Genomic DNA, 11,771 nt, shown 5'->3' with positions numbered 1-11,771 from the left:
GACTGTTTTCGGCGCACGCGTCACTGCGCCGCGGCGGCGCCCCTATCCGCCAGATAACGGGATTTCAGCTCCCGGGCGATATCGGTCGCCACCTTGGCGTACAGTGTACTCTTGTTGTAACGGGTAATGACGTAAAAGTTGTTCAGACCGAGCCAGTACTCGGTCACGCCGGGGGACGTCTCCAGCGCGACGAGCACCGCTTTCACGTTCCCGTTCACCGGCACATCGGGCGTCACGCCCATGGCGCGCAATTCGTCGATGGTGTAGCGCAGATTGAATTTGTCGCCCAGCAGCCGGTCCACTTCCGGCCCCGGCGCGACGCTCGCCGGCAGCAGCACATCGTCGCCGGCGATCCAGCCATGCTGGCCGAAGTAGTTGGCGACGCTGCCGATCGCGTCATGCGGGTTGTTCCAGATATCGCGATGGCCGCTGCCGTCGAAATCCACCGCCCATTTGCGGAAGCTGGACGGCATGAACTGCGGCAAGCCCATCGCGCCGGCGTAGGACCCCTTGAGCAGCAGGGGATTGAGCCGCTCCTCGCGGGCCAGAAGCAGCAGTTCGGTCAGCTCCTTGCGAAAAAACGCCGCGCGCCGCGGGTAATCGAAGCCCAGCGTGGCCAGCACGTCGGCCACGCGGAAACTGCCGGTATTGCGGCCGTAATGGGTTTCGATGCCAAGGATCGCCACCAGCATTTCGGGAGGCACGCCGTATTGCGCCGACGCCCTGGCCAGCGCGTCCTCGTTGTTCTTCCAGAAGGCCACGCCGTCGCGGAACATCGGCTCGTTCCAGAAGCTCTTGCGGAACTGGTACCACGGTCTGGACGTGGAAGGCCGGTCGAGAATGGCCATTACATTCGGCTTCAACTCGACATTGGCAAACACCGCCTCCAGGGCGGGCCGATCGAACTCGCCCTTGGCCACCTCTTCGTCGATGTAGCGCTGAACGTCGGCTCTCGCGAGGAAAGCGGCATCCGCGAAGACCGGGCCCGACAGCGTCAGGGCGATCAGGGCAAGAGGCAGACGAAAGGGTTTGACGGGTTTCACAGGAGACTTTCTTCCGGCAAAGCGGATTCAGGATTCAGAAAAGGACAGCGCCGAGGAGACCAGCCGCGCCGTGATATCGACAATCGGGATCACACGTTCGTAGTCCATGCGTGTCGGACCGATCACGCCAAGGGTGCCGACGATGTTGTCGTTGATCCGGTAGGGCGCCGTCACCACCGAGCATTCGTCGAGGGTCATCACGCCGGACTCCTTGCCGATGAAAATGTTCACGCCTTGCGCTTCGCAACTCTGGCTCAGCAGCTTCATCAGGTCCGTCTTGCGCTCGAAAATGCCGAACAGCTCGCGCAGACGGGTCATGTTGTCCGAAAGGTCGCGCACGTTGAGCAGGTTGCTGCCGCCGCTGATCACCACCGCGTCCCCGGCTCGCGCCTGGCTGTCGCGCCCGAGTCGGATCGCCGCGCCCATCAGCTCGGAGATGTCGCCCTGCAGGCGCGACAGCTCCGCTTCCAGGCCGCGAAGCACGGTGGACAGCCCCTGACCGGCATAATGGGCGTTGATAAAATTGGCCGCCTCGATCAGCTCCGCGGGCGAATAATCGCGCTCGGTCGCCAGAAGGTGGTTCTGAACGTCGCCGTCCAGCGTGACGAGGATGAGCAGCACGCGGTGGCCGCTCAAACGCAGAAAATCCACCTGCCGGAACGTCACGTCCGCGCGCTGCGGCGTCATCACCACACCGGCGAAGCGGGTGAGCCCGGAGAGCAGCGCAGACGCCGCCTGGGCGAGCTTTTGCGGGCTGTCCGGCTGCAACGAGTGCTCCAGTTCGCGCACATCCTCCTCGGCCGGCGGCCCGTACGTCAGAAGGTTGTCGACAAACAGCCGGTACCCCAGTTGGGTCGGCACCCGCCCGGCGGAGGTATGCGGCGAGACGATCAGCCCCATGTCCTCCAGGTCGGCCATGATATTGCGGATCGACGCCGGAGACAGCTCCAGCCCCGGCACGGCGGTCAGGGCTCGGGACGCCACGGGCAGTCCGTCGGCGATATAGCGTTCGATCAGCGCCTTAAGGAGACGCTGGGCACGGTCGTTGAGCATGGTTTCCATTGCGGTCGGTCTGGCATGTCGGCATGCGCCGCCCCCGGGCGGCGGCCGATGAGGCAAAATAGCGCAAATCGCATGGACAGCGCCAGTCCCCATTCTAGATGGCGGCGTCTCCCCGTCTTGTCAAGATGCGGCCCGCGCCCATTTGTGGCCAACCGTCTTTGTGCGATAATCGCCGGCATCTATCAGTCCGTTTACTTGAACAGTGGAGAAAGCATGGCGGAGCGTTCCGAAGACAAGAGCCGCGCGCTGGCGGCTGCCCTTGCCCAGATCGAAAAGCAGTTCGGCAAGGGTTCGATCATGCGCATGAGCGACAATCAGATCACCGAAAACCTGCAGGTCATTTCGACCGGCTCGCTGGGTCTTGACCTGGCGCTCGGCGTCGGCGGCCTGCCGCGCGGCCGCGTCGTGGAAATCTACGGACCCGAATCCTCGGGCAAAACCACACTGTGTCTGCAGGTGGTCGCCGAAGCCCAGAAGCTGGGCGGCACCTGCGCCTACATCGACGCGGAAAACGCGCTGGACCCGGTCTATGCGCAAAAGCTCGGCGTACAGGTCGAAGACCTGCTGATTTCCCAGCCGGACACCGGTGAGCAGGCGCTCGAGATCTGTGACATGCTGGTGCGCTCGAGCGGTGTGGACGTCATCGTGGTCGACTCGGTGGCCGCCCTGGTGCCGAAGGCCGAAATCGAGGGCGAGATGGGCGACTCCCACGTCGGCCTGCAGGCCCGCCTGATGTCCCAGGCGCTGCGCAAGCTGACCGGCAACATCAAGCGCACCAACACCCTGGTGATCTTCATCAACCAGATCCGCATGAAGATCGGCGTGATGTTCGGCAATCCGGAAACCACCACCGGCGGCAACGCGCTCAAATTCTACGCGTCGGTGCGCATGGACATCCGCCGCGTCGGCGCCATCAAGAAGGGCGACGAAGTGGTCGGCAACGAAACCCGCGTGAAGGTGGTGAAGAACAAGGTCTCCCCGCCGTTCCGCCAGGCCGACTTCGATATCATGTACGGCGAGGGCATCTCCCGCGAGGGGGAAATCATCGAGTTCGGCGTCAAGCACGGCTTTATCGAGAAGTCCGGCGCCTGGTACAGCTACAACGGGCAGAAGATCGGCCAGGGCAAGGACAACGTCCGCGAATACCTGAAGAGCAACCCCCAGGTGGCACAGGAAGTCGAGCGCAAGATCCGCGACGAAGTCGGCGTCACTATCGCCATCACCGAGGGAGAGCCCGACGAAGCGCTGATGGACGACGGTCTGCCCGAGTAATGGCGAAAGCCGAAAAGACCTTGCGGGAGCGGGCCGTCGGCCTGCTTTCGCGGCGTGAACATTCGCGGGCCGAGCTCAAGCGCAAGCTTGCGCCCCATGCCGAAAGCGAAAGCGAGCTTGACGCCCTCCTCGACGAACTGTCCGAACGCCGCTGGCAATCGGACGAACGGTTCGCCGAAGCGTTTTCCGAATCGCGCAGCACCCGCTACGGCCGGCGCCGGATCGAACAGGAACTGCGCCACAAGGGCGTGGACAACGACACCATCCGCGCCACCCTCGCCGGACGGGACGACGCCGGCCTCGCCCTGTCCCTGTGGCGCCGCAAGTTCGGCGCCCTCCCCGCCACGCCCCAGGAACGAGCCCGCCAGATGCGGTTTCTGGCATCGCGCGGTTTCGGCATGGACATCATCCGCAAGGTGCTGTCCGGCGACGGCGTGCCCGATGACGAGTTCCCGCCGGACGATGCGTGACGCGATGCCCCGTCAAACACCTTGCCAGCGGCGCGCCGGCTTGCCACAATCGGGCGATGCCACTGTTGCCCGATCGGCGCGCGGTTCCGTCTGACTAAAACGTGACGAACGAACACATTATGAAAACCTCCGACATTCGCCAGAAATTTCTGGATTTCTTCGCCTCGAAAGGCCACCAGGTGGTGACCTCGAGCCCGGTCGTTCCCGGCAACGATCCGACCCTGCTGTTCACCAACGCCGGCATGAACCAGTTCAAGGACGTCTTCCTCGGTTTCGACAAGCGTCCCTACACCCGCGCCACCACGGCCCAGAAGGTCGTGCGCGCCGGCGGCAAGCACAACGATCTGGAAAACGTCGGCTACACCGCGCGTCATCACACCTTCTTCGAGATGCTGGGCAACTTCAGCTTCGGCGACTACTTCAAGCGCGACGCGATTCACTACGCCTGGGAATTCCTCACCAACCCGGCCTGGCTCGGCCTGCCCCGCGAAAAGCTGATGGTCACCGTCTACGCCACCGATGACGAAGCCTACGCGATCTGGGCCGACGAAATCGGCGTGCCGGCCGGGCGCATCGTGCGCATCGGCGACAACAAGGGCGCCCCGTACGCCTCCGACAATTTCTGGACGATGGGCGACACCGGCCCGTGCGGCCCGTGCACGGAAATCTTCTACGACCACGGCGACCACATCTGGGGAGGCCCTCCGGGAAGCGCCGAGGAAGACGGCGACCGCTTCATCGAAATCTGGAACTGCGTGTTCATGCAGTTCAACCGCGACGAAGCCGGCACGATGCATCCGCTGCCCAAGCCGTCCGTCGACACCGGGATGGGGCTTGAACGCATCTCGGCGATCATGCAGAACGGCCACTCGAACTACGACATCGACCTGTTCCAGTCGCTGATCCGCGCCGCCGCCCGCGAAACCGGCACCCCGTTCGGCATGGACGTGCCGTCCCTGAAGGTGATCGCCGACCACATCCGCGCCTGTTCGTTCATCATCGCCGACGGCGTGCTGCCGTCCAACGACGGACGCGGCTACGTGCTGCGCCGGATCATCCGCCGCGCCATCCGCCACGGCTACAAGCTCGGACAAAAAGGGCTGTTCTTCCATCGCCTGGTGGCCGACCTCGCCCGCGAGATGGGCGACGCCTACCCCGAGCTGCGCACCCGCCAGGGCGACATCGAGGACGCGCTGCGCCAGGAAGAGGTACGCTTCGCCGAGACACTGGAACACGGCATGGCCCTGCTCGAGAGCGCGCTAGAGGGCGGCCGCGACCGTCTTGACGGCGCCACGCTCTTCAAGTTGTACGACACGTTCGGCTTCCCTGTCGACCTGACCGCCGACATTTGCCGCGAGCGGAACATCGAGGCCGACATCGAAGGCTTCGAGCGCGAAATGGATCTGCAACGCGAACGCGCCCGCGCCGCGTCGAGCTTCAAGATGACCGGCAACGTCGACTACAACGGCCCGGAAACCCGTTTCCGCGGCTACGAGACGCACAGCACCGACGCGCGCGTGCTCGCGCTCTACAAGGGCACCGAACAGGTCGAGCGGCTGGCCGCCGGAGACGAAGGCATCGTCGTGCTGGACAACACGCCGTTTTACGCCGAAGGCGGCGGCCAGGCCGGCGACCCGGGCGAACTGTCCATTGCCGGCGGTGTCGACGCCCTTTTCGATGTGCACGACACCCAGAAAATCCAGGCATCGGTCTTCGGCCATCGCGGCCGGCTGGCCCGGGGTGAATTGAAGGTCGGCGACACGGTCGCCGCCACCATCGACCTGCACAAGCGCCAGGCCACCGCGCGCAACCACTCGGCGACCCACCTCTTGCATGCCGCCTTGCGCCATGTGCTCGGCACCCACGTGACCCAAAAGGGCTCGCTGGTCAACGCCGAGCGCACGCGCTTCGACTTCGCCCATGGCGAACCGGTACGCGCCGAGGAAATCGCCGAAATCGAACGCGTGGTCAACCACGTGATCTCGGCCAACTACCCGGTCAGCGCCGCGTTGATGCCCTACGACGACGCGATCCGCGCCGGCGCGATGGCGCTGTTCGGCGAAAAATACGGCGACGAAGTGCGTGTCCTGAAAATGGGCGACTTCTCCACCGAACTGTGCGGCGGCACCCATGTGACGCGCACCGGTGACATCGGCCTGTTCAAGATCGTCGCGGAAGGCGGCGTGGCGGCGGGCGTTCGCCGTATCGAAGCGGTGACCGGCGAAGGCGCCGTGGCGGTGATACAGGCACAGGACTCGCTGATCCGCGAGATGTCCGTGCAACTGAAGGCGCAAAGCAGCGGCGAAATCACCGGCAAGATCGGCGCGCTGCAGGACAGCGTCAAGAGCCTGGAAAAGGAACTGTCCCGACTCAAGGCCAAGCTCGCCGCCAGCGCGGGTGCCTCGCTGGCCGACTCGGCCCGCGATATCGGCGGAGTGAAGGTTCTGGCCGCAGAATTGGAAGGCGCCGACAATACCGCGCTGCGCGAAACCCTCGACTCGCTCAAGGCCAAGCTGGGCAGCGCCGCCATCGTGCTGGCGTCGCGTGCCGACGGCAAAGTGAGCCTGGTGGCCGGGGTCACCGCCGATGTCACCAAACGCATCAAGGCGGGCGAACTCGTCAACCATGTCGCCGGACAAGTCGGCGGCAAGGGGGGCGGCCGCCCGGACATGGCCCAGGCCGGCGGCACGTTGCCGGACAATGTGCCCGGCGCGCTGGCCGGCGTGTACGACTGGATTGCGTCCAGGCTCTGATCCTGCCGAGCTTCGTGATCGCCCCCCTCCCCGAGAGGGGGGTTTTTGTTTTGGTGAACTAGAATGAAGGGAGTTCTTGCCGACAGGATGGAGATCATGACGCGGCTTTGCTTATGGCTTCTGGCCGCCTTGACAGGATTTCCGGCATGCCCGGCGCATGCCGGCCTGGCGCCACCACCGGCCATTTTCGTTGTTACCGAGGATCGGGCTCCCCAGACCCTCTGGCTCGGCAATCAGCCGGCGGGCCCGCACACCGCCATGGTCAAACGTATCGTCGAAGCGGCGGGCTACCGGGCGGATATCCAGATGTACCCCTGGCAACGCAGCTACTTTCTTGCCCAGACCCGCCCCAATACGCTGATCTACTCGATTGCCCGCAGCGAGTCGCGGGAAAAGCATTTCCTCTGGATCGGCGAACTGGACAGCGGCCTGCGCTGGTTTTACCGGCGGGCGGGCAGCCGCCAGCCCCTGCCGCGCACCATGGAGGATCTGCGCCTTGGCAACACGACCTGCGTGGTGCAGGGCGACATCGGAGAAGAAAACCTGCGGCAGTTGCATTTCATGGAAGGCAAGGAGTTCGTGGTCGCCTACCAGCGCAAGGACTGCCTGAAAATGCTTCTGGCAGGAAGCGTCTCCATGCTGCTCGAAGCGCCGGACGGGTTGCAATGGGAGCTGGCCATCAACCGCATCCCCGACGCGGCCGTGGAGAAAGTCCTGCTCCTGCCGTCGAGCCATACCCAGCCCCTCTATCTGGCGGCAAGCCTGGGCAGCGACCCCGCCATGGTCGAGCGCCTGAGGAATGCCTGGCTTGCCCTGTCCAGAAGCGGCGAACTCGGCCAGTTGCGCCGGCAACGGATTACGGCGCCGATGAATTACCACTTGCCGCATTAAACCAGGTTGCGATCCCGCGCGTACTGCGCCAGGTCGATCACGGTTTTCAGGTTGAGCTTCGTCAGCACTCTGGCCTTGTGAGTACTCACGGTCTTTTCACTGATAAACAACAACGTCGCTATCTGTTTGTTCGAATATCCCCTGGCAATATGCTGCAAAACCGTCAACTCGCGCATCGACAACGTCATCAGGCGTTCGTCGACCGTGCGCAAGCTGGTCTGGTCGCCACCACCTCCGGGAAAGCACCTATAGCCCGACAATACGGCATTGACGGTATTGAGTACGACCGACATGTCGCGCGATTTGCCGACAAATCCGTCCACACCTTCCTCCATGGCCTTGCGCAGATACACCGCTTCCTCCTGCCCCGCCAGGATGAGTATCCGCACCCCTTCGCACGACAGTTTCAGGCGCCGGATCAACCCCAATCCGTCGCCTCCGGACAGATTGGGATCCAGAATCACCAGATCGGGCCGCTGTTTGCGCACAGTCTCGATCCCCTCCACCGCATTTCCCGCCTCATCGACCACCATCAGGTCGCCGTGCTCTTCGAGATATGCCCGTACCGCCACCCGGATCGCGGGATGCGCATCAATGACAACCAAACGTTTCATAGCGGAATGTGTCCTCTCATATGTTTCATCGCTCGGGTTTGACGGCAACAGTCGCATTGCAGTCAGCCTTGTTTCCCCCCAGCCCGTTCACGATTTCTTATTTATCGTGAGCTTATTTTAAACCATAATTGAAAACACACTATAGCGATAATTTCACTTTCTGCAATCAGCCCGTGCATCGGGCACATCCGGAGCCAGGAAAAACAAGCATGAGCACACCGACACGCAAGCCCTCCCTGACCACGAGGCTGCGCCACCTGTTTCGGGCCGCGCCCACCGGCGACGCACCGGCAGCACCGATCGCGCCGCAGCTTCCCATCATTCTGGCCACACTGGGGCACGAGATCAGAACGCCGTTGAATGCCATCCTCGGCCGGATCGAACTTGCCATGCACGAAGATGCGCTTCCCGCACACGCCGCCGAACATTTGCGGCACGCGCACGAAGCCGGCCGTCAATTGAACGATCTGCTGCAGCACCTCGTCGACGCGGCGCGCTGGCAAAGCGGCGACGTGCCGCTCGTCGTGGAGGCGTTCAGTCCGAGACAGCTGGCCGACGACCTGGCGAGCCTGTACTCGGACATCGCCCGCCGCAAAGGCTTGCAGTTCCATACCTGTGTCACCGTGGCGCCCGAACTGCTCGTGCGCGGTGATGTCACCCAGATCCGCCAGATCCTCGGAAACCTGCTGTCCAATGCGGTCAAATTCACCGACAAGGGCGAAGTGACCATGACCGCCACGGCGGCGTGCAAAAACGGACAACGCATCGAATTGGAGTACCGGATCGCGGATACCGGCCCCGGCATGGACACGGCACGGCAGCAAACCCTGTTCACGCCGTTTTCCGCGGAAGGCGACCATGCCGGAACGGGACTTGGCCTGTACCTGTCGTCGCGCATGACACGCGCCATGTCCGGTCACCTGGCGCTGAACAGCCGTCCGGGCCAGGGCACCGTGGCCTCCTTGCGGCTGGACCTGCCGCTCAGCACACTCGCCGTGGATACGGATGGGGAGCCCGGCGTGGCGGGGGCCAGGGCATTGATCGTCGATGACGCGATGCCGAACCGGCTGCTGCTGCGCCATCAACTTCACCACCTCGGCCTGCGCGCCAGCGAAGCGGAAAATGCCCGGCATGCCCTGTCCGTCTGGACGCCGGGTCAATTCGAACTGGTGCTGGTCGACTACCACATGCACGGCATGGCGGGACCCGAGCTGGTAAGGCGGATGCGCGCCATCGAAGCCACGGCGAACAGCTCGCGGAGAAGCGTCATTATCGGGCTGACCGCGCATCAAGCCGGCCGGATCCGGGATACCTTCCTTGCCGCCGGCTGCGACGACTGCCTGGAAAAACCGGTATCGCTGGCCAACCTGCACCAGACCATCAACAAATGGCTTGAGACTCCATCCGGAAAAAAGGGGTCGGCCATGGAAGATGAGCACGTGTGGCGGGTACTGGATCCACAAACACTGTATCGCCTCTCTTACGGCAACAGCGACTTCGAAAAACAGTTCGTGGAATCGGTGCTGGAGGCCAACGTGAAGGACATCGATTTGGCCTGGCACGCATTTGAACGAGGAGATGGAGAAGGAATGTACACCTCGCTGCACCGGTTGGCGGGAGTCGGGCGGATGATCGCCAAGGATGACCTGGCGGCAAAACTCGAGAACCTGCTCAATGCGGCCCGGATCGAAACGCCGGACCGCATAGGCAAGGAATTCCGCCAGGGAATGACGATCCTCTCACAACTGGAAGTCGATTTGCGTCATTACCTCAAGCGCTTGCCGCCGCCCACAGCGACCACTGATCGTGCGCCAACTTGACGATCAGCACAATGGTCAGACAGAGGAACAGCCAGCGGATCAGGCGCGCGCCGCCCTTCACGGCGAGGCGCGTGCCCACCATGGAGCCGGCGATATTGCAGCAGGCCATCATGGCCGCATACCCGTAAAGCACGCGGCCGGCGGGAACGAAAAACGACAGGGCCGCGATATTGGTGGCAAGATTCACCACCTTGGCCGAAGCCGAAGCGTGAAGAAAATCCAGTCCGAAAACGCGGACAAACAGGAAGATCAGAAAGCTGCCCGTGCCGGGTCCGAAAAGCCCATCATAAAAACCGATTCCACCTCCCAGCAGCAAGGCCAGCGCCTGCTGCCGGCGGCCGACGACCACCGGCTTGTGCAAGGAACCGAAATCCTTGCGGCGGAAGGTATAGACCGCGATCACAATCAGCGTACACAGCACGAAGGGCCGTATCCATCCGGTCGGCACCTTTGACACAACAGCGGCTCCGGCGAAGGCCATGACCAGCGCCGAAGCGGCCGCCGGCAGAATCAACGCCCAGTCGACCTTCACCCGCGCCAGATAGGAGCGGGTCGCGAACAAGGTACCCCATGCGGAAGCGAATTTGTTGGTGCCAAGCAACGTGGCCGGCACCTCACGCGGCAGGGTCGTGAACAACGCCGGAATCTGGATCAGCCCGCCACCACCGACGGCCGCGTCGATCAGACCGGCAAGAAATGAAAACAGACATAAGGACAACAACGTCAGCATGATAACTGCAGCCAAGAGAAAACACGGCTCTCATCCTATACTTTTACCGCATACTTGTGTTGCAATATGCAATTGCAAAAAATGCAACGAGGCTTGCCACCACCATGAAGCTGCTTTGGGAAATCCGGGCGTTTTGCACCGTGACCGACAAAAAAAGCTTTATCACGGCCGCCCGAACACTGGGCTCGTCGCCCAGCAGCATCACGCGAGCGGTGCAGTCGCTCGAGGAGCAACTGGGCACACTGCTGCTGAACCGGACCCGCTCGCAGATCAGTCTGACGCCGGCCGGCGAGCTGTACTATGAGCATGCCTCCCGGATGCTCACTTTGCAGGACGAAGCCGGCGACGCCATCGCCAGCCTGACCTCGCGGCCGCGCGGCTGGCTGCGGCTGAGCGCGCCCGAATCGTTCGCCCATGTCATTCTGCCGGCGGCCCTGGCCAAACTGGAAGCGCGCCACCCCGAATTGCGCTTCGACATCGTCTATAGCGACGCCACGCTGGATCCTGTCGCCGAAAAGCTCGATCTGGCGATACGCGGCGCCTTTCCCGTGTCCAACGACCTGATCGGGTACCCGCTGTGGCCATACCGGCGCTATCTCTTCGCAAGTCCGGACTACCTGGCCCGCTGCGGACATCCCTCCAAACCGGAAGACCTGAGCAATCATGCCATCATCATGCATACGGCACCGCGAATCCTGCGCGCCTGGCATTTCGTGTCGGAGCAACGCGCCGTAAGCCTGAGCATGCATGTCCGTCACCGCTTCAACAACGGCATGGCCGTCGTCAACGCGGCGCGCCAGGGGCTCGGCGTCGCCCGGCTGGCCGACTGGCTGGTCGCGGAAGACGAAGCCTCCGGAAAACTTGTCAGGGTGTGCGAAGCCTACCGGCTGGTCTCCTCCCAAGGCAGCGATCCGGTCATCCACGCCGTCACGCCCCACCGCCGGCTACCCGCCCGGGTTCGCCTGTTGCTGGACTACCTGAGAGCCATGGCGCCGTCGGCATGAACGCCGGCTGAGGGTTTTTTCTTCGGAATGCGGCCCCCGCTTCCCGAACGAAAACCGAAACCGTCGGCTATCGCCGGCGGATACCCACGGGTTAAATGACAGAGCCTCGGGC

General features: G+C 63.3%; 10 protein-coding genes. 6 read left to right on the top strand and 4 right to left on the bottom strand.

The features are described from left to right. Window positions 1–20: 20 nt before the first annotated feature. Both mltB and hrcA read right to left on the bottom strand, forming a co-directional pair. The gene (mltB, locus tag JNO50_RS08330) at window positions 21–1,043 is read right to left on the bottom strand and encodes a lytic murein transglycosylase B (protein ID WP_229804709.1); all 1,023 of its coding nucleotides are present in this window, start codon (window positions 1,041–1,043) and stop codon (window positions 21–23) included. Window positions 1,044–1,070: 27 nt separating this feature from the next. Then, window positions 1,071–2,096: a heat-inducible transcriptional repressor HrcA gene (gene hrcA / locus JNO50_RS08325; protein WP_189534449.1), complete on the bottom strand. Its 1,026-nt coding sequence runs from the start codon at window positions 2,094–2,096 to the stop codon at window positions 1,071–1,073. Window positions 2,097–2,318: 222 nt separating this feature from the next. On the opposite strand from hrcA, the gene recA reads away from it, so the two are divergent. The 4 genes from recA to JNO50_RS08305 all read left to right on the top strand — a co-directional run bounded on the left by recA (window position 2,319) and on the right by JNO50_RS08305 (window position 7,491). Continuing rightward, window positions 2,319–3,377 carry a recombinase RecA gene (recA, locus tag JNO50_RS08320; RefSeq protein WP_215796533.1) on the top strand — a complete coding sequence of 353 codons (1,059 nt, stop codon included), beginning with the start codon at window positions 2,319–2,321 and terminating at the stop codon, window positions 3,375–3,377. Further along, entirely contained in the window at window positions 3,377–3,847 is a 471-nt protein-coding gene (gene recX / locus JNO50_RS08315; RefSeq protein WP_189534451.1) for a recombination regulator RecX, read from the top strand. The genes recA and recX overlap by 1 nt, the downstream gene beginning before the upstream one ends. Before the next feature lie 119 nt (window positions 3,848–3,966). Then, on the top strand, window positions 3,967–6,600 hold the full coding sequence (alaS, locus tag JNO50_RS08310) for an alanine--tRNA ligase (RefSeq protein ID WP_189534453.1): 2,634 nt from the start codon (window positions 3,967–3,969) through the stop codon (window positions 6,598–6,600). A gap of 63 nt (window positions 6,601–6,663) precedes the next feature. After that, window positions 6,664–7,491, top strand: coding sequence for a substrate-binding periplasmic protein (locus JNO50_RS08305; RefSeq protein ID WP_215796532.1), 828 nt, complete (start codon window positions 6,664–6,666; stop codon window positions 7,489–7,491). Here JNO50_RS08305 and JNO50_RS08300 read toward each other — a convergent pair. After that, entirely contained in the window at window positions 7,488–8,105 is a 618-nt protein-coding gene (locus JNO50_RS08300; RefSeq protein ID WP_189534457.1) for a response regulator transcription factor, read from the bottom strand. The two genes, JNO50_RS08305 and JNO50_RS08300, sit on opposite strands and share 4 nt — an antisense overlap. 209 nt (window positions 8,106–8,314) lie before the next feature. Between JNO50_RS08300 and JNO50_RS08295 the strand changes: the two genes are divergently transcribed. Further along, window positions 8,315–9,925: an ATP-binding protein gene (locus JNO50_RS08295; protein ID WP_189534459.1), complete on the top strand. Its 1,611-nt coding sequence runs from the start codon at window positions 8,315–8,317 to the stop codon at window positions 9,923–9,925. Here the strand turns inward: JNO50_RS08295 and JNO50_RS08290 are convergent. Then, complete coding sequence (locus JNO50_RS08290; RefSeq protein ID WP_189534461.1) at window positions 9,876–10,655, bottom strand: sulfite exporter TauE/SafE family protein; 780 nt, start codon at window positions 10,653–10,655, stop codon at window positions 9,876–9,878. The two genes, JNO50_RS08295 and JNO50_RS08290, sit on opposite strands and share 50 nt — an antisense overlap. Before the next feature lie 104 nt (window positions 10,656–10,759). Between JNO50_RS08290 and JNO50_RS08285 the strand changes: the two genes are divergently transcribed. Beyond that, a complete protein-coding gene (locus JNO50_RS08285; protein ID WP_189534463.1) occupies window positions 10,760–11,659 on the top strand; it encodes a LysR family transcriptional regulator in 900 nt (299 codons plus the stop codon). Window positions 11,660–11,771 lie beyond the last annotated feature (112 nt).

It is taken from the genome of Paludibacterium paludis (genome assembly GCF_018802605.1).
GTDB classification, from domain to species: Bacteria; Pseudomonadota; Gammaproteobacteria; order Burkholderiales; family Chromobacteriaceae; genus Paludibacterium; species Paludibacterium paludis.
Note: the sequence above shows the minus strand (reverse complement) of the source record. Positions and strands in the feature narration are given on the sequence as shown.